The following is a 22,625-nucleotide window of genomic DNA, read 5'->3' on the forward strand; positions in this document are numbered from 1 at the left end:
AATCGTGGCGAATGCATCTGGGGCGAAGGTAATCGATCTCCAATCGCACCCGCTTTGGACTGCAGCTCAGCGCCGCGAACGCAAACTCGACGAGGCGATGCGCCGCCACCCGGCATTTATCGGCCGGCAGCGTGCTCTCGCATCGGGTCAAACCTCTATCGGCGGTCACCGCGCCCGCGTCTACCGCACTGCCGACGCGCCTGCCTGATGTCTGCGCAGGCAGTCGACCAGGCACCGGCCGACTGACGACCAACTCCTTCGTCGCCGGCCCCCGCCGCCAGTAGTCGGACGCGCACAGATTTGCTACCGAAAGTACGTCGCTGCCTGGATTGCGAAACCGCAAATTGCGGGTGATTGCCGGCCCCGAACTACTCCCGCGACCTGCGCTATTTTTCGGTACCTCTACCAGACCCGTACGTAGTCGACCAGCATCTGCGCCGGATAGGTGCCCGGTCCGGGATCGCCACCGCCCGAACCGGCGACGGCGAGGTTGAGGATCGGAAACACCTGATAACCGGGGTTGTTGAAGGGCCAGTCCGGCAGCGAGTGGGCCGCGACGGTGAAATACGGCTGGGCACCGTCGGTGTAGTCCTGCCAGAACCGCATTCCGGCGTCATCCCACTGAACTCGCCAGGTGTGCCAGGCGCTGTCCAGCGCGATGTTGTGAGTCTGCCATTCCGAACCGTTGGCTTTGGCATGCACAGTGGTCGCCGACGGCCACTTACCGTTGCCGTACCACTCCACGATGTCGATCTCGCCTTGCGCGTCGCTGGACAGCCAGAACGCCGGCCAGGCGCCCGGAGTGAGGCAGTCGAATTTGATGCGGGCTTCCCAGGTGTGGCCGATACCGCCCTGCCACGGACTGAAGACCTTGCCGCCGTAGTAGGTGTCGCCGTCCTTGGCCGCTTTGATCACCAGGTTCGAGTTGCCGTCGAGGAAGACATTTCGCCGATCGTCGCGATATTGCCCGACATGCTCCGGCAATTCCCAATACGTGGGATCCTTGATCGCTTCGCGGGCTTTCGACACGGTCCACTTCGCCGGGTCCGGCGCGGACCCGGCCGGGCCGTCGAACTCGTCGTGAAAGATGTAGGAACCCGACGCCCCATTGGGCGCGGCCTGCGCCACCGGAGCCTCGCGGGAGGGCAGGGCTGCCAGCGCTGCGGAGCCGGTCAGAAGGCCCGTCATCAGCAGCATGCGGCGGCGATCCATTTCGGGCATTAGCAACGCACCCTAGCAGCCGAGCCCGGGCCGGTGCATATCTTCGAGCGCCACCCTGACCGCTCAGCCGGCCGCCGGCGGCCTCGTCATAAAGGTGAGCCGGAAACCGTAGGACGGCGTCTTGCGCCCATTACCCGCGTTGATGAACCGGCCGAACGGTGGGGCGACCGGGGTGTTGCCGGTCGCGGCAACGGTTTCGACGGCGGCCGGCAGCGCAGTGCTGTTGGATACCGACGCCACTCCCGCGGGACCGGTCGCACCGGACAAGGTGGTCCAGCTCGCCGGCACCGACAGTCCGCCGAGTGGAACGGCCCTGCCCAGGCCGGCTGCCACGCTGCCGACCTTGGTCGCGGCGCCGGCCGCAGCCGCCCCCGCGGCCTGAGCCGCACCCTTTGCCGCCTCTGCCGCCGGAATGATACCGCCGACGACGTTGATGATGGCCGGGATGCCGGCGGCGTCATTGGAGAAGGCCAGCGTCGCGGTTTCGAAGGCGGCGACCGAGTTGATGTACGGGGAAATGTATTTGGAGTAGAGCGGGACGATGTCGTCGAGCGGGGTGTTGGCCACAATCCACTGGTCGATCGCGGTGCCCTGACCGTTGAGCGGCGAGGACAGCGTCTGCAGTATTTCGCCGATGCGGGGGACCACCTGCGAGCCCACGTTGTTGAGTTGCGCCTGTACCGCCTGACCCGCGCTCTGCACCGTCGCGTTGGCTTGGTCCAGCACTCCGGCGGGGTTGGTGACCTCGGCCGGTTCGGGCAACTCGTTGAGTTGGGTGGCGGCCGCCGCGCTGCCGGCGTAGTTGTACATGGCGGCCGCGTCCTGGGCCCAGAATTCGGCATAGAGGGCCTCGGTCGCGGCGATCGCGGGAGTGTTCTGCCCCAGGAAGTTGGTCGCGACCAGCGCCGCCAGCAGTGCCCGGTTAGCCGCGATCACCGGTGGCGGCACACTGCTGGCAAAGGCCGTCTCGTAGGCGGCCGCGGCCGCGTAGGACTGACTGGCGGCCGCAGCGGCCTCGTTCCCGGTGCTTTCCAGCCAGGCGATGAACGGAGTCACCGCAGAGACCAGCGCCTTGGAGGCCGGCCCGAGCCAGGGGCCCCCCGTCAACTCGGTGATCACCGACCGATGTCCGGCCGCCGCGGCAAGCAGATCGCCGGACAGCCCACTCCACGCCGCTGCTGCGGCCAGCAACGGACCGGCCCCCGGACCGGTGTAGATGCGCCCGGAATTGACCTCGGGCGGCAGCAGGCCGTAATCGACCATCGCTCGCTATCCCCTCATGCCTGATGGGTCGCGTCGGATCCGCGACCACTGCGATGATTCGGTCGGTTACCCGGCGGCCGGCGGCTTGGCCATGACCGAGGGCTTGAATCCGTACGTCGGCTGATTACGGCCGTAACCGCCGTTGACGAACTGCCCGAACGGGGGTGCCATCGGGAAACTGTTGGCTTCGGCCGCAGCCGGAATCGCCGAAGCCACGCCCGGGCTGGTGGTGGCGTGCCACGGCACCCAGCCAGCCGGGGCGGACAACCCGCCGATCGGAATGGCCTTGCCCAGACCCGCCGCCACACCGCCGAGGTTGGCCGCCGCACCGGCAGCGGCCTGCCCGGCACCGGATGCCGCCGCACCGGCCGCCGACGCCGCACCCTCCGCCGCCTTTGCCGCCGACGCGGCCGGCTTGGCCAGGTTGGCGAGCGCGGATATACCACTGCTGTTCTGTCCGAAGGATTGCGTCACCTGCAACATGGCCGCGAGCGAGTTCACGTAAGGCGACAGGTACTTGCTGTACAGCGGGACGATGTCGTCGAACGGCGTATTGGCCACGATCCACTGGTCGATCGCGGTGCCCTGGCCGTTGAGCGGCGCGGACAGCGTCTTGATGACGTCGCTGAACCGCGGCACGATCTGCGCGCCCGCGTTGTTGAGCTGGGTCTGTACCGCCTGCCCCTCGGCCTTGAACACTGCCAGCGCCTGGTCGACCAACCCGGCGGGTTGGGCCACCTCCGCGGGGGCCGACAGCTCCGAGACCCGCGTCGCCTGCGCGGAACTGCTCGCATAGGTGTACATGGCCTGCGAATCCTGGGCCCAGAACTCCGCGTACTGCGCCTCGAGCGCCGAGATCGCCGAACTGTACTGCCCCAGGATGTTGGCCGCGGTGAGCTGAGCCACCTCCGCCCGATTAGCCGCGATCAACGCCGGTGGCACACTGGCCGCGAACGCCTGCTCGTACGCACTGGCCGCCGCACCCGCCTGACTCGCCGCCTCCGCGGCCTGGTCGGCACTGTTGGACAACCAGGTGATAAACGGCGAGACCGCCGAGACCAACTGGGCTGAGGCCGGACCCAGCCACTGCCCCGTCGTCAACGCCTCGATCACCGAACGATGCCCCGTCGCCGCGGCCTGAAAATCGGCCGCCAAATTGCTCCACGCCGTGGCCGCCGTCACCAACGAGGCCGCACCCGGCCCGGCGTAGATCCGCGCTGAGTTCACTTCAGGCGGCAACAACCCGTAATCCACCACTGCACCGACTCCCTAGCTGATTTCGACTAATGCCTGGACTCAGCCCGCCGAGGCGGCGTTGGCCGCCTCGGTCGCGGCGTACGAACCACCACTGGTGGCCAGGGTCGCGGCCAGCGTCGCCTGGATCCTGGCGGCCTGGGCGCTCAACTCCTGGAACCGCTGACCGTGCGTGGCGAACTGCGCCGCGGTCAGGATGGACACCTCGTCGACGGCGGCCGGCACCACGCCGGTGATCGGACCCGCCGCGGCAGCACTCCCGACGTTCAGTGCCGCGCCCAGCGACTGCAGGTTGCTGGCGGCGGCCGCCAAGTGTTCCGGATAAGTCCGCACGAAAGACATGGAATTCCTCCAGTGATGATTGGGAAAGTTCGACACGGCACGTCTGTGTGTCGCCGTTATTTCGACACGCTATTGACTCGGCACCGATCGGCTCAACGCCGCCGCGGGGCCAGAACACCCTGATCTTGATGTTTTGGCAATAATCCCGTTGATTTTTAGTCACATGAACCTCATAGATTTCACGCAGTTTCAACGCAGGATGCGATGGCATGATGAATTGGTTTCGCCGCGGCCCGCGGACGGCAGCCTGCGGGTAGCGGCGGGGGCACGGCCGGCGGCCGATCACCCCACGCATTCTCAGCCGCGCGGCCTCGGCCGCCGCACGGCGTGCGACCTCGAAGTACACGCGCATAACCGGTGAATTCCGGTTTCCTGCTTTGCTTTTCCGGGCCGGCCGGGGAGTGGGTTACGCAGGCCGGCACTGCGCGCCCGACATGGCCTGCCGACGTTGACTCCCGACGCTCCCGCCGCAACTCCGCGATCACCCGCCCCGGCGCCGTGTCCGACGTCAGGAAATCACCGCCGCCGGAGCGGCCCTTAGCACACAGTCGGCATTCCAGCGAAGAGAACGCCGCATGGTGAAATTATCTATCTCGCCAGCAATAATTTCACTCACCGTGATTATTTTGCGTTCGCTTTGCTTTTTCGGCCCCGACGGCTGCCGCGTTATTCTCGCGGTGATTTTATTCCCGGTCGGCCGACGCCGACGAAAGGTTTGCTGGGCGACCTCCCGGGGCACGAGCGTTGCGGCATCGGTGGCCGAGGCGTAGCTGCGGTGTGACCGTGCCGCAACCCCGACCAAGGACGCTTGATCCTCATGACGGCGCTTCTGGTCGCGTTCGCACTGGTGACGGCTCTAGGCACCGGTTATCAAGTCGGCCGACACGCAAGCAGTCGGTCGGCACCCCGGCTCCGACCGACGTCGTGGCGCAGACGCACCAGTCGAGTAGCCGTGGGCAGGGCCGCCGCCAGCCTGGCTGTGCTGGTGATTGCCCGGCGGATCCAGGGCGGTCTCGCGGGCCGGCGGACGCCACCCGCCTTCGCAGGCCGCAGCGCCGCCCGCCGGTCGGCGCGACGCAGCTAAGACTGCCTGCCGCTACAGCTTGCCCGCGACGAAGTCGGCGGCCTGATTGGCCATTCCGTCCTTCACATAAGCGCTGGCCAAGTGTTGCGGCCAGTTCTCTTTCCAGGTGTTGGGATCGGCGGGATTGCAGATCGGATCAGCACCGTGGCACAACTCGATGGTCCGGTCGTTGTAGATCGGGTTGAAGTTCGTGATCGGCCCCACCCACTGACTGCCGTTACCGAACAAGGCGACCGCGGCGATGTGCTGGTCGGTGCCTTCGGGCAGTGGACTGTCGAATCCGAACGCGCTCATCGGCACCGCGAGCACCACATCGGTGACCGCGGCGCCCAGCGAATACCCGCCGAGGACCAGACGGGTGTTGGGGCAGCTATTGACCATGTACTGGATGTGACGGCTCATGTCGTTGGCACCGACGTCGATCTCGGTGTCGGCGGGGTACTTGACGGCGTAGGTGCCCATGCTGCGGCCACCGACCTTCGAGCTCAATGAATTGATGAACGCATTGCCCAGCACCCCGGTCCCCGGCGATTCCAGCCGACCGCGGGCAAAGACGACCTCTACATCCGGACAGTTCGCCGCGCCGGCCGGGGGCGGCGCACCGGGCGTTCCGGCGGGTAGCAACACGGCGGCACACCACGACGCGACCACGGAAGCGATCACCGCGAAGCCGAGATCAACCGATTTGCGGACGTTCAGAGCGGGCACAGCACGATCGTAACGACACCGCCCCGTTGTGGCTCGCGGAATAATCCGGCGGCCTGGCCGGCGGTCACCGGGGTCGCGGCCGAGGAAGACGCCGGGCGCCGAGGCCGCTTTGTTACCATCGCGCGATGCCGGCTGAATCACCAGGTCAACGCGAAATGCGCCCGATCACCCGGCGGGCAGCCCTGAAATCCGCCCTGCGATATTCCGCCGTTCCGGTCGCGCTGGGCCTGGGGACGTTCGCGGCGACGGGCGGCGCCCCGAAGGCGTCGGCCGCCAACGGCCAGCTGATCGATTTCGCAGAGCGCAGGGTCCCGCCCGAGGAGATCAAAGCGGCCGGATATGACGGCGTGGTGAATTACGTATCCACTGAGCGTCCGGGCGCACACTTCGAGGCGAAGCCCATTACCCGCGCGTACGCCGACTCACTGCGGGCCGCCGGTCTGCACATCGTCAGTAACTTCCAGTACGGCAAGCCGGGCTGGCCTGACTCGCCCTCGGATTACACCCGCGGGTACGACGGCGGTGTCGCCGACGCGCAGACCGCGCAAAGTCTGCACGCTGCCGCCGGTGGGCCGCCGTCCGCGCCCATCTTCTTCAGCGTCGACGAGGACATTGACGCCGATACCTGGAATTCTGTTGCGCTGCCGTGGTTTCGAGGCATCAACTCGGTTTTGGGGGTCGGCCGCTCCGGTATCTACGGGAGCTACCAGGTGTGCGGGTGGGCGATCAGAGACGGCGTCATCGGCAACTCGTCCACCCCGGGCCACCGCTGGGCATGGCAGACGATCGGCTGGTCACACGGGCAGCGCGAACCCGCCGCGGTGCTGTATCAACGAGTGCTGGACGGTCCGGTCATGGGCGGCATCCGGGTGGATGTGGACGACATCCTGGCGTCCGACTACGGGCAATGGGACTTGAATCGCTGAATCGTCGATCGCCGGCACGGCCAATCGCTGCAACGATCAACGCCGACGGGCGCGTGTCGCTGAACGCACGGCACCCCGCGAGCCCTCGCTCGCGGGGTGCCGCACTGCAATCAATCGCTACTTGATGTCGAACCGGTCGCTGTTCATCACCTTGACCCAGGCCGCGACGAAGTCCTCGACGAACTTGCCGTGGTTGTCGTCCTGTGCGTACACCTCGACGAGGGCGCGCAGCACCGAGTTGGAGCCGAACACCAGGTCATTCGCCGTCGCGGTCCACTTGAGGTCGCCGGTGCTGCGGTCGCGTCCCTCGTAGACGTTCTCCGCGGACTCCGACGGCTTCCACTCCGTGCCCATGTCGAGCAAGTTGACGAAGAAGTCGTTGCTCAACACGCCGGTGCGGTCGGTGAACACACCATGCTTGCTGCCGCCGTGATTGGCGCCCAGGACCCGCAAGCCGCCCAGCAGCACCGTCAGTTCCGGCCCGGTGACGCCCAACAAGTAGGCCCGCTCCAGCAGCAACTGCTCGAGTGCGGCCTTCTCTCCGGGACGGAAATAGTTGCGGAAGCCGTCGGCGCGCGGTTCGAGCACGGCGAAGGATTCCACGTCGGTGCTCTCCTGCGTGGCATCGGTCCGGCCCGGCGTGAACGGCACGGTGATCTCGTGGCCCGCGTCCTTGGCCGCCTTCTCCACCGCGGCGGAGCCAGCCAGCACGATCAGATCGGCCAGCGAGATCTTCTTGCCGCCGGCGGCGGAGGCGTTGAAGTCCTGCTGAATCTGCTCCAGAGCGGACAGCACCTTGTCCAGCTCAGCCGGCTCGTTGCCCTCCCAACTGCGCTGCGGTTCCAGCCGAATCCGGGCGCCGTTGGCTCCGCCGCGCTTGTCGGTGTTGCGGTAGCTTCCCGCCGCCGACCAAGCCGTTTTCACCAGTTGCGGAACCGACAGGCCGGCGTCGAGCACCTTGCTCTTCAGCGCGGCGACGTCGTTCTCGTCGACCAGTTCGTGGTCGACGGCCGGAACCGGGTCCTGCCAGAGCTGCGGTTCGGCGACCCACGGGCCCAGATAGCGCGTGATCGGACCCAGGTCGCGGTGCAACAGCTTGTACCACGCCTTGGCGAAAGCCTCCGACAGCTCGTCGGGGTTCTTCAACCACCGCGAGGTGATCTCGCGGTAGATCGGGTCCTCACGCAGCGACACGTCGGTGACCAGCATCGTCGGGGCACGGCCCGGCCCACCGAACGGATCCGGGATGGTGCCCGCGCCGGCACCGTCCTTGGCGGTGTACTGCCAGGCTCCCGCGGGACTCTTCGTCAGCTCCCATTCGTAGCCGTACAAGGTCTCCAGGAAACTGTTGTCCCACTTGGTCGGGGTAGGTGTCCACACCACTTCCAGGCCGCTGGTGATGGCGTCCTTGCCCACGCCGGTGCCGTAGGAACTCTTCCACCCCAGCCCCTGCTGCTCGATCGGGGCAGCCTCGGGCTCGGGCCCGACGAGGGTGGCATCGCCGGCGCCATGGGTCTTGCCGAAGCTGTGGCCCCCGACGATGAGCGCTGCGGTCTCCTCGTCGTTCATGGCCATCCGGCCGAACGTCTCGCGGATGTCGTGCGCTGCCGCCACCGGGTCCGGCTTGCCTTCGGGCCCTTCGGGATTGACATAGATCAAGCCCATGGTGGTCGCGCCATAGGGCTGCGCGAGGTCGCGCTCACCGGAGTAGCGCTTGTTGGTGCCCAACCACTCGTCCTCTTCGCCGAACAGGACCTCCTCGGGCTCCCACACGTCTTCGCGGCCGAAGCCGAAACCGAAGGTCTTGAAACCCATCGACTCCAGGGCCACGTTGCCGGCGAACACCAGCAGGTCGGCCCAGGAGATCTTGTTGCCGTGCTTCTTCTTGACCGGCCACAGCAGCCTGCGTGCCTTGTCCAGGCTGGCGTTGTCCGGCCAGCTGTTGAGCGGGGCGAACCGTTGCAGGCCCTGGCCGCCGCCGCCACGCCCGTCGAAAATCCGGTAGGTACCAGCGGCGTGCCAGCTCATCCGGATGAAAAAGCCGCCATAGTGCCCGTAGTCGGCGGGCCACCAGTCCTGCGAGGTGGTCATCACCGACACCAGGTCGGCTTTGAGCGCTTCGACGTCGAGCTTGGCGAACTCCGCGGCGTAGTCGAAGTCGTCGCCCAACGGGTTGGCCTGCGGAGAGTGCGGATGCAACCTCGACACGTCGATCTGGTCCGGCCACCAGTCCCGATTGGTCCGCGGCGCATGCGACTTCGGTTTGGGCGACGGGATCGCCGGATTTTCACTCTCACTGGCGCTGGCCGTGTTCTCGGCTGTCTCGGATGACACAACATTCCTTCCGGGTTAGGTGAAACGGGCTGCGATCACGGTTGTGATCAGGAATCAACACTCGAACAGTCGGGGCACAGGCCCCAATAGATGACTTCGGCCTCGTCGAGAACGAAGCCATCCAAGACGTTGTTGTCGTCCGACGGCGTCAGGCACGGGGCATCGCCCACCGCACAATCGATATCGGCGATCACTCCGCACGAGCGGCACACCACGTGATGATGGTTGTCTCCCACCCGCGACTCGTAGCGCGCCACCAACCCGGACGGCTGAATCCGCCGGACCAGTCCCGCGGACGTCAAAGCGCCCAAGACGTCGTACACCGCTTGCCGGGAGACGTCAGGCAGGCGGAGTCGGACTGCGGAGAAGATCGTGTCGGTGTCGGCGTGCGGATGAACCTGCACCGCCTCCAGCACCGCGATTCGTGGTCGCGTCACCCGCAGATCCGCCAATCGCAATTGCTCGGCGTAATCCTGAGCTGAGGACACACGGCCCATATTTCGCGCTCATCTGGAATCAGTCAAGAGTCTGCCAACTCTGGATTTCGCCGTGTGGTCCACGGACATCGGGCGACGGAACCGCGAGCCGCAACGCCTCGATCAGCCGGTGACCGCCCGGTCCATCGACCCCGGCGACGCGCCGGAGATAGTCCGCCGGAGAAGGGCGGCATGCCACCGGCCGCGGAGCTAATACTCATCGCCGGACCCGGCAGCGTTTGGAAATCCCGACCCGGGTGTACTAGGTAGCTACTATCCCGACTGCAGAAGGGCCACCGATGAAGCGCATTGCACCGGCCGTGATCGTCATCGCGACGCTGATGTTCACCGGCTGTTCGCCCTCCCAGGTCATCAACACCGGTGGCGACACCAAGTGCAAGGATTTCGTGACGCAAGACGAGAAGAAGCAGACCGAAGAAGTCACCAAGATGCTCAAGGACGCCAGCGGCGCCGAGCCCGAGTCCATCAAGGTCACCGCGACCCGTGCGTCGACGCAGACGTGGTGCCAGACGCTGGGCAAGCCCGACAGCAAAATCTCCGAAGCCCCGCACCTCTGATCTCGAGGCGACCGGACGGCTGTCCAGTTCGGTTGCCGCTGCCTAGACCCAGCAAGGTTTCGAGACAGAACGCCACCGGGTTACCAGCGCCGTCGGCGCGGCCGTTAAGTTCAGCTGATGAGCGATGACGATGCGAGCCGGCGGTTGTTCGCCCTCGCCGAGCGGGTGCCCGGTTTCATGCCCGAACACGAGGGCCGCGCACTCTACGAAGCTGCGCTGCGCTACCTCGACGGCGGCGTCGGTGTTGAGATCGGCACCTACTGCGGCAAGTCCGCCCTGATGCTGGGCGCCGCGGCGATGCAGACCGCCAGTGTGCTCTACACGATCGACCATCACCACGGATCGGAAGAGCACCAGGCGGGCTGGGAGTACCACGACGCCTCCCTGGTCGACGAGGTCACCGGACTGTTCGACACGCTGCCCTCCTTTCGCCGGGCACTGGACGCCGCCGGGCTCGACGAACACGTCGTCGCGGTGGTCGGCAAATCCCCGGTCGTCGCGCGGGGGTGGCGCGCGCCGCTGCAGTTGCTGTTCATCGACGGAGGCCACACCGAGGCAGCGGCGGACCGCGATTTCGACGGCTGGGCGAAGTGGGTGTCCGTCGGCGGGGCGCTGGTCATCCACGATGTGTTCCCCGACCCCGCCGACGGCGGCCGGGCTCCCTACCAAATCTATTGCCGCGCACTGGATTCCGGTCAGTTCACCGAGATCCGCGCGGTGGGCTCACTGCGGGTGCTGGAACGCACCGGCGGCGAAGTCGGCGCCCCGGTCTGAGCTGAACGAGCAGCTAGCGGCCGGGCCCGGCCGGCACGCACTCACAGTCGAAGTCGGTCTGCAGGCCCAGCGGTAACGCATCCCCGCGGAAGATTCCGCTGCCCGGCGTGGTGCCGGACAGCGCATCGGCGGCCAGGATCATCGCCGCCCCGGTCCAGGTGGTGCGCTCTTCGGGCCACCGCTTCCCGTCGGCGAACACCAGACCCGTCCAGTAGGAGCCGTCGGCTTCGCGCAGATGTTGCATCGCGCCGAACTGCCGATGCGCGGCGGTCCGGTGACCGATCGCGTCGAGAGCCAGCACCAGCTCACAGGTTTCGGCACCGGTGACCCAGGGCCGATCCAGCACACACCGGATACCCAGACCGCCCACCACGAATTCGTCCCAACGCCCTTTGATGCGGGCTGCGGCCTGCGGACCCCGCAGCGCGCTGCCCAGGATGGGGTAGTACCAGTCCATGGAGTAACGGTCTTTCTCGGTGAACACCTCGGGGTGCGCAATCAGCGCATGACCCAGACGTCCTACCGCCAGTTCCCATTCCGGCTGTGGTTCCCCGATGAACGCGGCCAGCGCCAGGGCACACCGGATGCTGTGGAAGATGCTCGAGCAGCCGGTCAGCAGCGCCTCCGGCACCGGCCCGGCTTCGCTTCTGGCCCAACAGATCTCACCGTAACCGACCTGAAGATCGATGACGAAGTCGATGGCCTTCTGCACCACCGGCCACATCTCGGTGGCGAAGTCCTCGTCACCGGTGATCAATACGTGGTGCCAGACGCCGGTGGCGATGTAGGCGCAGAAGTTGCTGTCGCTGTTGGCATCTTCGACGACACCGGAACGGATCTGCAGCGGCCAGGAACCGTCTGCGCGCTGCGTGCGACGACACCAGTCGAACGCAGCGCGGGCCGGCTCCAGCAGTCCGGCCGCGGTGAGCGCCATCGCGTTTTCCACGTGATCCCAGGGATCGGTATGGCCACCGGCGAACCAGGGGATCGCACCCGAGGGTTCCTGCGCCGCGGCAATGGATGCAGCAGTTTGCCGGCACTGCTCTGGCGTGAGGACACCGGGCACCGCCGGCGGGTTATCCCGATGCAACTGAATACCCTTGTTCCGTTTGACTTCCGGTAGGCCGGGGCTTGGCGAAATACAGTGCCACGCTCTTACCCACCAGCGGATTGAGCACCTTCTCCGCCAGCTGGGTGACTTTGGGCCGTTGCATCAGGTCCCACACCAGCAGTTTGTGGTAGGCGGTGACAGCGGGATGGTCGGTATTGCCCACGCCCACAGCACATTTGAGCCACCAGAACGGAGAGTGCAATGCGTGCGCATGGTGCGTGTGGGTCAATTCCAGTCCGCTGCCCAGGATCTTGTCCCGCAGCGCACTGGCCCGGTAGATACGCACATGGCCACCGTCGTTGCTGTGGTACTCCTCGGACAGCAGCCAACAGACCTGCTCGGGGAGCCAGCGCGGCACGCTGACCGCCAACCTGCCACCGACTTTGAGGACCCGGATCAACTCGGCGATGGCGGCGTCGTCCTCGGGAATGTGCTCCAGGATCTCCGAGGCGATCACGCAATCGAATGTCTCGTCGGCGTACGGCAGGTTGAGTGCGTCGCCGCGAACGACTTTCGCGGCAGCACCCTCAGGCGCCTCGCCGTTGTTGGCCATCGCGCGCAGAATGGCGTCCACCGAACGTAGGTCGTCTTCGTTCTGGTCGAACGCGACCACGTCCGCGCCGCGCCGGTACGCTTCGAACGCGTGCCGACCGGCCCCGCAACCCACGTCGATAACGGTGGTGGCCGGCCCGACAGCCAGGCGATCAAAGTCGACCGTCAGCACGGTGCCGCACCTTCGGCGTTGCCGACGCGGGCGATGGCCCGCTCGTACACCCGAACAGTCTGGGCGGCCACCGCCTCCCAGCTGAACACGCTCACCGCGCGTTCTCGGCCCGCCTTGCCCATCCTGCGCCGCGTCTCCGGCGAGTCGAGCAGCCGGCCCAGGGCGTTGGTCAGCGCGTCGACGTCGGCGGGGGCCACCAATTCCGCGCAGGCGCCGTCGGTCCCCAGGACTTCGGGTAGCGCACCCACCCGGCTGGCCACGATCGGGGTTCCGCTCGCCATGGCCTCCACGGCCGGCAGCGAAAACCCTTCGTAGAGAGAGGGAATGCAGGCAACCTCCGCTGAGGCGAACAATGCGGCAAGGTCGGCATCGGACAACCCGCTGGCGATGTGGACGATGTCGGAGATGCCGAGCTCGGCGATGAGTTTGTGGGTGGGCCCGTGTGGTTCCACCCGTGCGACCAGTCGCAGCTCCAGATCTCTGTTCATCCGTAACTTGGCGATTGCGTGCAGCAGCGTACTGACGCCTTTCAGGGGCGTGTCGGCGCTCGCGATCGCCATCACCCGGCCCGGTTGCCGGGGCAGCGAAACCGGTTGGAACAGATCGGTATTCACGCCCAGCGGCACCACGTGCAGCTGGTCCGGCGACACACCGAAATCGGTGACGATGTCCTGCGCGGACGACGACGACACCGTCAGCAGGTCGGGAATCTGGGCGGCCACCTGCTTTTGCATGTTGGAGAACCCATACCAGCGGTGCACCAACGGTTTGCGCCACCACTTCGCGGCCGCGAGATCGAGCACCCGGTCCCGGGTGATGGGGTGGTGCACGGTGGCCACGACCGGCATGCCGGTGTCGGCGATGGTCAACAGCCCGGTGCCCAGGCTTTGGTTGTCGTGGACGACGTCGAAGTCGGCGGCCCGTTCGGCCAGTATCCGGGCCACCCGCAAGGTGAAGGTCCGCGGCTCCGGGAACCCCGCGGTCCACATGGTGGCGAGTTCGAGCAGGTCGATCGAGTCACGGATCTCGCTCGGCCGCGGCACCCGGAAGGGGTCCGGTTCGCGGTACAGATCCAGGCTCGGCACCTTGGTCAGGCGCACCCGAGGGTCGAGCAACTCGGGGTATGGCTGACCGGAGAACACCTCGACGTCGTGGCCGAGATCTACCAGACCACGGCTCAGATGACGCACATAGACACCCTGCCCGCCGCAGTGATCCTTACTCCGGTAGGACAGCAGAGCAATTCGCATAGTCAACCCTTTACCGCCAACGACCGAATGGAGGGAAGGGCACCAATCCCATTGCGGTCAACGAACCCGAGAACGGTGCGGCAGCAAACTGGACATGTGTCCAGATGATAGTTCGGTCGGCTAAACAGCGCAAACGCATTCCCGAGACGATCACGCCAAGCGGGCCGCCCGCGTGCGGCGTTCGCGCCGCACTTGGGCGACCACCAAGCCTGTCTCGCAGACTGTCTCGGACTTGTCGCATGTTCGCTTCCCCCACGTTGCTCGCCGGGGGAGCACCCCAACCCGTTGGTCCCAAGCTACGACACGGCCCGTCGGCCGGCGCGAGCGGAGACCTTGGCCGCGCCGTGCCGAGGTCGATCGGGCTAAAAACCCGTCGAATCGGTTTAGTCTCATCGTGATGACCCGGCCACGCCTCCCGAAGGAACTCCGCCACCGCGATCCAGAGTTCATTCGCGCCATCCTGCCGCCCCTGTGGCTGGCCTCGACAGTGTGGTTCCGGGCCGAGGTCAACGGTTTCGAGAAGGTGCCGGATGAGCCGGTGCTGTTCGTGGGCAACCACAGTGGTGGGGGCGCCACCCCGGACACTTTCATCTTCTTGCTCGCCTACAACACCTATTTCACCGTCGAAGGCCGGCCGCTCTACGCGCTGGCACACGACACCATCGCGGCCGCGCCGTTCATCGGCGGGCTGACCCGCAAGCTCGGTGTAGTTCCCGCCGCGCACTCCTTCGCCGAACGCGTCTTCGCATGTGACGGCTCGGCTCTGGTGTACCCGGGCGGCGACGTCGAGGCACTGCGGCCATGGCGCGACCGGAACAAGATCGTGTTCTCCGGCCGCAAGGGATACCTGCGGCTGGCGCATGAGTGCAACGTCAAGATCGTGCCGGTGGTCGCCACCGGTGGTCACGACACCCTGATCGTGCTCAACGACGGCCGGCGCACCGCACAATTGCTCCGGCTGGACAAGCTGGCCCGCGTCAAGAGCATGCCGATGACCCTGAGCATCCCCTGGGGACTGTCGCCGCTGCCGTTGCCGCACTTTCCGTTGCCGGCCAAAATCCGCATGCAGGTGCTCGATCCCATCGACGTACGGGCCCGGTTCGGGGACGAACCGGATTGGGATCACGCGGCGGCCTACGTCACCAGCGTCATGCAGGTCGGGCTGTCGAAGCTGGCCAGCAAGACCATCGTCCCGCTGGTTCGCTGACATGACCCAGACAGTCAGCGTCACCCGCGATATCAAGTGTCCGTTTCCCGAGAGCGGCCGGTTCGTCACCGACCCGCACAGCCTGTTCCCTCAGGTCTCGATCTTCAGCCGGTGCAAGTTCATCCAGGCCCGCGACGACGGCGAGCTGTGGGACGTCTATCTGGACAGCGGCACCATCCAACTGGGCGGGCGGGTGCTCATTGCGACGCCCACCGGCAGCCTGCTGAAGTGGCGGTCGGTGCAGGGGACCCGCCATTCCTTCTCAGCCCTGGCCGAACCGCACCGCGAGTTCAGCCGGCTCACTCTGACGCTGACTTTCACCACCACCGGACTCGGCGTCGCCCGGCTCAGCGAATGGCTCGGGCGCGGGTTGGTCACCCGCAATCTGGAAGCCGCGGCCGAAGAGATACGCCATCACCTGGAGTTCGAGCGGTAGACGGAACTCGAACGCGGCTCGATTTGTGACCATGAGCACGCCCTTTACCCGGCGCCGAAATTTAAGCCGCGAGGCAATTGTGTGATTTATTGGTGAAGGCTGTGCGAACGGCGGGCAACATATAGTCGAACCTGCCGTAACACAGCAACGTGCTTACAGCTCGACGCTGCAGCGACAGGGGGGTGCCACGGTGGCCGGCCCGCGACGGAAATTCATCCGTCGGCGGGCGGCCACAGGCATGGGAGCGTACGGGCTCGCGTCCGACCACATCGATCGGAGGGAACGCCATGGACTTCGGAATGCTGCCGCCGGAGATCAACTCGGCGCTGATGTACGCGGGTCCCGGCTCGGGCTCGATGCTGGGTGCGGCCGCCGCGTGGGACGCGCTGTCCGCCGACTTGTACTCGACGGCGAGTGCATATCAGTCGGTGGTCTCTACGCTGACCGCCGCCCCTTGGGTGGGCCCGGCGTCGGCGTCGATGTCCGCAGCCGCCGCCCCTTACGTGGCGTGGCTGCAGGCCACCGCCGTGCAGGCCGAACAGACCGCCGGCCAGGCGAAAGCGGCGGCCGTCGCTTACGAGACCGCTTTCGCCGAAACGGTGCCGCCTCCGGTCGTCGCGGCCAACCGCTCCCTGCTGGCGACGCTGGTAGCCACCAACTTCTTCGGGCAGAACACTCCGGCGATCGCGCTGACCGAAACCCAGTACGCGGAGATGTGGGCCCAGGACTCGGCCGCCATGCTCAGCTACGCCGCGGCGTCGGCGGCGGCGACCACGCTGACCCCGTTCACCGAGCCCGAGTCCACCACCAATTCCGGCGGGTTGCCGGCCCAGGCCGCCGCCGTGGCACAAGCGAGCGGCACCTCTGCCGGACAGGTGCAGAGCGCCGTCACCACGGCGACTCAGGCGTTCTCGGCGGTCCCCGACACCTTGACCAGTATGGCCGCCCCGGCCGCGGTGACCGACCCTCTCGTGTCCGGCCTGTCGCTCCTGCAAATCCTGGACTTGTTGGGCGACCTCAGCGGCATCTTCCTCGATCCGGAGCTCGGTGCATCGGGACTGACCCTGGACGGAATCCTGGCCGGTACCGCGTTGCCCTACGACATCAACGGCTACTACATCGGTGAACACACCGATGACATCGTCAGCGGCTGGGCAGGTGTCGAGACGTGGCCCGGGACCGGACCGGCCACGCCGACGTCGTTCCCGGTCATCAACCCCGGCGTCTCGGCCGGACTGGGGGAGGCCAGTTCGGTTGGCGCGTTGTCGGTGCCCGCCGGCTGGACGACGGCGGCCCCGAACGTGCGGCTCGCCGCGATGGCCTTGCCGGCTAGCAGCGCTGCCGCGGCCGCCGAGGCCTCCGGCGCCGGGAGCGTGTTCAGCCAGATGGCGCTGGCCGGCATGGCTGGTCGTGCGATGGCCGGCACCACCGGATCCGGTGGCGCCGGGACGCGCACCCGCGAGCGGCTCGGCGGCGTGACCAAGCGGCCGGCGGAGGGCAAGGGCGACGTCAAGGGAGACGCCGACGCGAAAACCGAGGCGAGCGGGCACGGCACCGACGAGGCCGTCCCAGCGGCCCCCCTCGGCGGCCCGATCACCAGCATTGCCGCCGAGCTACGGGAGCTGGCGTCGCTGCGCGATGCGGGCATCCTCACCGACGAAGAATTCACCGAGCAGAAGCGGCGCCTGCTGCCGCGCTGACCCTGCCGCCGAACTTCCGCGAAATTCGGCGCTGCCCACCGCTCCGGGAGTGCAGCTACTTGAGCCGGTTGGCTGCGAAGGTGGCGGCCTGCTCGACCATGCCGTTCTCGATGTAGGTGACGTGGGCGATGATGTTGCCGCCGCCGGTGCAGATCGGATCATCAGAGGCGCATTGGCTGATCAGCTTGCCGCCGTAGGCCGGGTTCAGCGTCGGCAGCGGACCGCCGCCCCACAGCGCGCTGGAGAAGCCGCTGGACGGCTCCCCGAAGTACGCGACTGCGGCAACGTGGCTGGCGGTCGCCGGCGGCATCTGGTTGCTGGCCAGATTGATCACGGTGGCCCCCTGGGAGTAGCCGCCCAGCACGATCTTGGTGTTGGGGCAGCTGGCCACGGTGCCCTGGACGTGTGCGCTGGCGTCGTCGGCGCCGGCCGACGCGCTGTTGTGGTAGTCGTCGTTGGCCGGGTAGTTGACCGCGTAGACCTCGACGGACTTGCCGGCGATCTGCGAGGTCAGGGAGTCGACGAACGCCTGGCCGATGTTACCGAGTCCCGGTTCCTGGTGGGTGCCGCGCGCGAACACTATCGAGACATCCGCACAAGGGTCGGCACCGGCGGACGGGATGGCCAAGGGCACGCTCAGCAGCGCCCACGTCGCCGTAACGAAGACACCGAGGATAGGGGCAAGGCTGCGGGCAGTCATGCCCCGATCCTGGCATACCGCCCCGCAGGGTGCTGGCGGCGGTCGGCCGGCTGCACCAGAACGCTCGCAAATCGGGAGCCGCCGATCCCGCGGGAGAGGGTCGCGGCTGAGGGGTTTGCCGAACCGTCCGGGCTTCCTACGGCCGCTGAGTTTGGCAACCGCTCGCGGCGGGAAAAGCGGGCAAATACGCTCGTCATCGAATCACCGATGACAGACTGGAACATCACGAGATGAGGTGCGCAATGTGGTCGATGGTTTGCCGGCTGTTGACCGTGGCCGCGATGGTGGTGGCACCGATGGCGGTCGTCACGATGGTGAACCCGGCAGTGAGCTCGGCGGATTGCGGTGCCGGTGAATGGTGGGATCCGACCGGCAAGGTGTGCCGACCGCTGGGGGTGGGGCCACAACCGCTGGCGTGCGGAGACGGCCAGTGGTGGGATCCCACCGCGAACGTGTGCCGCCCGCTGGGGGTCGGCCCGCAGCCGCTGGCCTGCGATAACGGCTGGTGGTGGGACCCGGGGACCAATACCTGCCAGCCTCCGCTGGTGCCCCCGCCGCAGTAGCGGCACCGCGCCGGACGCCTATCCTGTCGCGAGTGCCCGAATCGTCCGTCGCGGAATTGCGCAGACGCCTGGACGAGCTGACCGTTCGCGATGCGGACCGGCTGCGGCGGCGGTTGCGCAACGTGCGCGGCGCCGGGCCGGAGAAGCTGCGTCAGCTCGGCGAGCAGATTGCCGACGCGGAGGCGCTGGTGGCGGCGCGGCGGGCCGCGGTCCCGGTGATCGGCTATCCCGACCTGCCGATCAGCGAGCGGCGACAGGACATCGCCGAGGCCATCGCGGGTAACCAGGTGGTGATCGTGGCCGGGGAAACCGGTTCGGGCAAGACGACCCAGCTACCCAAGATCTGCCTCGAGGTCGGCCGGGGCGTCCGCGGCGTGATCGGGCACACTCAGCCGCGGCGGCTGGCCGCCCGCACGGTGGCGCAGCGCATCGCCGACGAGCTGGGCAGTCCGCTGGGCGACGTGGTCGGCTACACCGTTCGCTTCACCGACCAGGTCAGCGACCGCACGCTGGTCAAGCTGATGACGGACGGGATCCTGCTGGCCGAGATCCAGCGCGACCGCCGGCTGCTGCGCTACGACACCCTGATCCTCGACGAGGCCCACGAACGCAGCCTGAACATCGACTTCCTGCTGGGCTACCTGCGCGAGCTGTTGCCGCGCCGGCCGGACTTGAAGCTGATCGTCACCTCGGCGACCATCGAGCCGCAGCGCTTCGCCGCGCACTTCGGCAACGCACCGATCGTCGAGGTATCCGGGCGGACGTACCCGGTCGAGATTCGCTACCGGCCGTTGGAAGTTCCGATCCACACCGGGCCACTCGAGGATGAACCCGACGACCCCGACCACGAGATCGTGCGCACCGAGACCCGCGACGAGATCGAGGCGATCGTCGACGCGATCGGCGAGTTGCAGGCCGAACCGCCCGGCGACGTATTGGTGTTCCTGTCCGGAGAACGCGAAATCCGGGACACCGCAGAGGCTTTGGCCGATCTGGAAAACACTGAAGTGCTTCCGCTCTACGCCCGGTTGCCAACCGCCGACCAGCAGAAGGTGTTCGCGTCCCATACCGGGCGCCGGGTGGTGCTGGCCACCAATGTCGCCGAGACGTCGCTGACGGTGCCCGGGATCCGCTACGTCGTCGACCCCGGCAACGCCCGCATCTCGCGCTACAGCCGCAGGCTGAAGGTGCAGCGGTTGCCGATCGAACCGATCTCGCAGGCATCCGCGGCGCAGCGGGCCGGCCGGTGCGGTCGGGTGGCGCCCGGGGTGTGCATCCGGCTCTACTCCGAGCAGGATTTCAGCACCCGGGCGCGCTACACCGAACCGGAGATCCTGCGCACCAACCTCGCCGCGGTGCTGCTGCAGATGGCGGCGCTGCAACTCGGCGACATCGAGAACTTCCCGTTTCTGGACCCCCCGGACCGGCGCAGCGTCCGCGACGGTGTGCAGCTGCTGCAGGAACTCGGCGCCTTCGACCGGCAGGGCGCGATCACCGATCTGGGCCGCCGCCTGGCGCGGCTGCCGGTGGACCCACGGTTGGGCCGGATGATCCTGCAGGCCCAGACCGAGGGATGCGTGCGCGAGGTGCTGGTGCTGGCCGCGGCCCTGACCATCCCGGATCCGCGGGAGCGCCCGGTCGACCGGGAGGAGACGGCCCGCCAGAAGCACGCCCGGTTCGCCGACGAGCACTCCGACTTCGTCGCCTACCTCAATCTCTGGCAACACCTACGCGAGCAACGTAAAGAGCTGTCCGGCAGCGCTTTTCGACGGATGTGCCGCAACGATTTCCTGCACTACCTGCGTATCCGGGAGTGGCAGGACCTGGTCGGGCAGCTGCGCGGGATCGCCCGCGACCTCGGCATCCACGAATCCGACGAGCCGGCCGGCCAGGCCGAGATCCACGCGGCGCTGCTGGCCGGATTGCTGTCTCACGTGGGATTGCGCCGCGAGGATGCGCGCGAGTATCTGGGCGCACGTAATGCCCGGTTCGTCCTTGCGCCCGGGTCAGCGCTCGGCAAGCGGCCACCGCGCTGGGTGGTGGTAGCGGAGCTGGTGGAGACCAGCCGCCTATACGGGCGCACCGCGGCCCGTATCCAACCGGAGATGGTCGAACGGATCGCCGGCGATCTGGTGCAGCGCACCTACAGCGAGCCGCACTGGGATGCCAAGCGCGGCGAGGTGCTGGCCTATGAGCGGGTGACGTTGTACGGGTTGCCGCTGATCGCGCGTCGCCGGGTGGGTTACGGGGGCGTGGAGCCGGCGGTCGCGCGCGAATTATTCATCCGCCATGCACTGGTCGAGGGCGACTGGCACACTCGCCACCACTTCTTCGCCGACAACGCCCGGCTGCGAGCCGAACTCGAGGAGCTGGAGGAGCGGGCGCGGCGCCGCGACCTGCTCGTCGGCGACGACGACATCTACGCGCTCTACGACGCCCGCATCCCCGCCGAAGTCGTCTCGGCCCGGCACTTCGACGGGTGGTGGAAGAAGCAGCGGCACCGGACCCCGGATCTGTTGACCTTCACCCGCGAAGATCTGCTGCACAGCAGCGATACCGGTGATGACGATCGCCCCGACACCTGGCGCACCGGTGATGCCGCGCTGCCACTGACCTACCGCTTCGAGCCCGGTGCCGACGACGACGGCGTCACCGTCCACGTACCGATCGATGTGCTGGCCCGCCTCGGCGGCGACGAATTCGCCTGGCAGGTACCGGCGCTGCGTGAGGAACTGATTACCGCCCTGATCCGATCCCTGCCAAAAGAGTTGCGGCGCAACTTCGTTCCCGCACCCGACACGGCGCGCGCGGTACTGGCCGGAATCGAGCCTTCCGGCGCGTCGCTGCTGGAGTCGGTGCAGCGCGAATTGCGCCGCCGCACTGGCATTCTGGTTCCGATCGACGCTTTCGCATTGGACAAGCTGCCGCCGCATCTGCGGGTCACGTTCGCCGTCGAGTCCGCCGACGGCAGCGAGGTCGCCCGCGGCAAGAACCTGCGGGCACTGCAGGAGCAACTCGCGGCGCCGGCACGGGCGGCGGTCGCCCACGCGGTTGCCGGCGTGGAGCGCTCCGGGTTGCGGCAGTGGCCCGACGACTTGACGGAGTTGCCTCGCGTCGTCGAGCGCGTCGTCGCCGGCCGCTCGGTGCGGGGGTTTCCCGCCTTCGTCGACGCGGGCAACGAGGTCGACGTGCGCGTTTTCGCCACCGAGGTCGAGCAACGCGGCGCCATCCATCCCGGCCTGCGCCGGCTGCTGCGACTCAGCATCCCGTCGCCAGTGAAAGCCGTTGAGCGGCAACTTGATCCACGTGCCCGGCTGACGCTGGGCAGCAACCGCGACGGGTCGGTAGCCGCGTTGCTCGAGGATTGCGCCGACGCCGCGACGGACGCGCTGGTCCCGCGGCCGGTGTGGACCCGCGACGAGTTCGCGTCGCTGCGTGACCGCGTCGCGCAGGATCTGGCCGCCACCACCGTCGACATGGTGGTCCGCGTCGAGAAGGTGCTGTCCGCCGCGCGGGAGGTAGAACTGCGACTGCCCGCCGAACCAACCGCCGCCCAAGCGGAGGCGATCGCCGATATCCGCGCCCAGCTCCACCGGTTGTTGCCGCCCGGATTCGTCACCGCCACCGGGCGTGCTCACCTCGGCGACCTCACCCGCTATCTGACCGCGATCAGCCGCCGCCTCGACCGGCTGCCCCAGGCGATCCAGGCCGACCGGGACCGCATGCAGCGGGTACACGCCGTCCAGGAGGCCTACGACCGACTGGTGCAGGCGCTCCCGCCGGCCTGGGCCGGTGCGGACCAGGTAACGGACATCGCCCGACAGATCGAAGAGCTGCGGGTGAGCTTGTGGGCCCAGCAACTCGGCACTCCTCGACCGGTCAGCGAGCAGCGGGTCATGCGGGCCATCGACGCCCTGCACGGGCGAATCTGACCCGGAGGGCTGCGGACACCGCGCGGCGATGGAAGTATCGCG

Annotated in this window: 19 protein-coding genes; 8 read left to right on the plus strand and 11 right to left on the minus strand. The window is 67.4% G+C overall.

What is annotated here, in order from left to right; all coding sequences use genetic code 11:
* Positions 1 to 402 precede the first annotated feature (402 nt).
* The 5 genes from MKCMC460_RS15830 to MKCMC460_RS15850 all read right to left on the minus strand — a co-directional run bounded on the left by MKCMC460_RS15830 (position 403) and on the right by MKCMC460_RS15850 (position 5,827).
* Positions 403 to 1,221, minus strand: coding sequence for a family 16 glycosylhydrolase (locus tag MKCMC460_RS15830; protein ID WP_236983388.1), 819 nt, complete (start codon positions 1,219 to 1,221; stop codon positions 403 to 405).
* Between the two features lie 63 nt (positions 1,222 to 1,284).
* On the minus strand, positions 1,285 to 2,484 hold the full coding sequence (locus tag MKCMC460_RS15835; RefSeq protein WP_236983386.1) for a PPE family protein: 1,200 nt from the start codon (positions 2,482 to 2,484) through the stop codon (positions 1,285 to 1,287).
* 66 nt (positions 2,485 to 2,550) lie between these two features.
* Entirely contained in the window at positions 2,551 to 3,741 is a 1,191-nt protein-coding gene (locus MKCMC460_RS15840) for a PPE family protein (RefSeq protein ID WP_238304541.1), read from the minus strand.
* A 39-nt stretch (positions 3,742 to 3,780) separates the two neighbouring features.
* A complete protein-coding gene (locus MKCMC460_RS15845; protein WP_236983383.1) occupies positions 3,781 to 4,080 on the minus strand; it encodes a PE family protein in 300 nt (99 codons plus the stop codon).
* A 1,096-nt stretch (positions 4,081 to 5,176) separates the two neighbouring features.
* Positions 5,177 to 5,827 (minus strand): cutinase family protein, encoded by a 651-nt coding sequence (locus tag MKCMC460_RS15850; protein ID WP_236984121.1) that lies wholly within the window; start codon positions 5,825 to 5,827, stop codon positions 5,177 to 5,179.
* A gap of 170 nt (positions 5,828 to 5,997) precedes the next feature.
* Here MKCMC460_RS15850 and MKCMC460_RS15855 point away from each other — a divergent pair, with 170 nt between their 5' ends.
* Positions 5,998 to 6,798 (plus strand): DUF1906 domain-containing protein, encoded by an 801-nt coding sequence (locus MKCMC460_RS15855; RefSeq protein WP_370652826.1) that lies wholly within the window; start codon positions 5,998 to 6,000, stop codon positions 6,796 to 6,798.
* Between the two features lie 117 nt (positions 6,799 to 6,915).
* On the opposite strand, the gene katG is transcribed toward MKCMC460_RS15855, so the two are convergent.
* Both katG and MKCMC460_RS15865 read right to left on the minus strand, forming a co-directional pair.
* Positions 6,916 to 9,132, minus strand: a complete 2,217-nt coding sequence (gene katG, locus MKCMC460_RS15860; protein ID WP_236983381.1) for a catalase/peroxidase HPI — start codon at positions 9,130 to 9,132, stop codon at positions 6,916 to 6,918.
* A 47-nt stretch (positions 9,133 to 9,179) separates the two neighbouring features.
* Positions 9,180 to 9,620, minus strand: a complete 441-nt coding sequence (locus tag MKCMC460_RS15865; protein WP_236983379.1) for a Fur family transcriptional regulator — start codon at positions 9,618 to 9,620, stop codon at positions 9,180 to 9,182.
* Between the two features lie 287 nt (positions 9,621 to 9,907).
* Between MKCMC460_RS15865 and MKCMC460_RS15870 the strand changes: the two genes are divergently transcribed.
* Together MKCMC460_RS15870 and MKCMC460_RS15875 are read left to right on the plus strand one after the other, a co-directional pair.
* Positions 9,908 to 10,186 carry a hypothetical protein gene (locus MKCMC460_RS15870; protein ID WP_236983378.1) on the plus strand — a complete coding sequence of 93 codons (279 nt, stop codon included), beginning with the start codon at positions 9,908 to 9,910 and terminating at the stop codon, positions 10,184 to 10,186.
* 117 nt (positions 10,187 to 10,303) lie between these two features.
* Positions 10,304 to 10,960 (plus strand): class I SAM-dependent methyltransferase, encoded by a 657-nt coding sequence (locus tag MKCMC460_RS15875; protein ID WP_236983377.1) that lies wholly within the window; start codon positions 10,304 to 10,306, stop codon positions 10,958 to 10,960.
* Positions 10,961 to 10,973: 13 nt separating this feature from the next.
* Here MKCMC460_RS15875 and MKCMC460_RS15880 read toward each other — a convergent pair whose 3' ends face one another.
* From MKCMC460_RS15880 to MKCMC460_RS15890, 3 genes are read right to left on the minus strand one after another with little or no spacing between them, the layout of a single operon-like run.
* A complete protein-coding gene (locus tag MKCMC460_RS15880; RefSeq protein WP_238304542.1) occupies positions 10,974 to 12,050 on the minus strand; it encodes a prenyltransferase in 1,077 nt (358 codons plus the stop codon).
* On the minus strand, positions 12,037 to 12,795 hold the full coding sequence (locus tag MKCMC460_RS15885; protein WP_236983376.1) for a class I SAM-dependent methyltransferase: 759 nt from the start codon (positions 12,793 to 12,795) through the stop codon (positions 12,037 to 12,039). Before MKCMC460_RS15885 ends, MKCMC460_RS15880 begins: the two co-directional genes overlap by 14 nt.
* On the minus strand, positions 12,789 to 14,045 hold the full coding sequence (locus tag MKCMC460_RS15890) for a glycosyltransferase family 4 protein (RefSeq protein WP_236983375.1): 1,257 nt from the start codon (positions 14,043 to 14,045) through the stop codon (positions 12,789 to 12,791). Before MKCMC460_RS15890 ends, MKCMC460_RS15885 begins: the two co-directional genes overlap by 7 nt.
* A gap of 397 nt (positions 14,046 to 14,442) precedes the next feature.
* Here MKCMC460_RS15890 and MKCMC460_RS15895 point away from each other — a divergent pair, with 397 nt between their 5' ends.
* The 3 genes from MKCMC460_RS15895 to MKCMC460_RS15905 all read left to right on the plus strand — a co-directional run bounded on the left by MKCMC460_RS15895 (position 14,443) and on the right by MKCMC460_RS15905 (position 17,388).
* Positions 14,443 to 15,252: a 1-acyl-sn-glycerol-3-phosphate acyltransferase gene (locus MKCMC460_RS15895; protein WP_236983374.1), complete on the plus strand. Its 810-nt coding sequence runs from the start codon at positions 14,443 to 14,445 to the stop codon at positions 15,250 to 15,252.
* 1 nt (position 15,253) lies between these two features.
* Positions 15,254 to 15,688, plus strand: a complete 435-nt coding sequence (locus MKCMC460_RS15900; RefSeq protein WP_236983373.1) for a hypothetical protein — start codon at positions 15,254 to 15,256, stop codon at positions 15,686 to 15,688.
* Positions 15,689 to 15,975: 287 nt separating this feature from the next.
* Positions 15,976 to 17,388, plus strand: a complete 1,413-nt coding sequence (locus MKCMC460_RS15905) for a PPE domain-containing protein (RefSeq protein WP_236983372.1) — start codon at positions 15,976 to 15,978, stop codon at positions 17,386 to 17,388.
* Between the two features lie 55 nt (positions 17,389 to 17,443).
* On the opposite strand, the gene MKCMC460_RS15910 is transcribed toward MKCMC460_RS15905, so the two are convergent.
* A complete protein-coding gene (locus MKCMC460_RS15910; protein WP_236983371.1) occupies positions 17,444 to 18,088 on the minus strand; it encodes a cutinase family protein in 645 nt (214 codons plus the stop codon).
* Between the two features lie 242 nt (positions 18,089 to 18,330).
* Between MKCMC460_RS15910 and MKCMC460_RS15915 the strand changes: the two genes are divergently transcribed.
* The gene (locus MKCMC460_RS15915; protein ID WP_236983370.1) at positions 18,331 to 18,651 is read left to right on the plus strand and encodes a hypothetical protein; all 321 of its coding nucleotides are present in this window, start codon (positions 18,331 to 18,333) and stop codon (positions 18,649 to 18,651) included.
* Between the two features lie 32 nt (positions 18,652 to 18,683).
* Entirely contained in the window at positions 18,684 to 22,583 is a 3,900-nt protein-coding gene (hrpA, locus tag MKCMC460_RS15920) for an ATP-dependent RNA helicase HrpA (protein ID WP_236983368.1), read from the plus strand.
* The last annotated feature ends 42 nt before the right edge of the window (positions 22,584 to 22,625 follow it).

This window comes from Mycobacterium sp. 20KCMC460 (genome assembly GCF_022179425.1).
GTDB lineage: Bacteria > Actinomycetota > Actinomycetes > Mycobacteriales > Mycobacteriaceae > Mycobacterium > Mycobacterium kiyosense.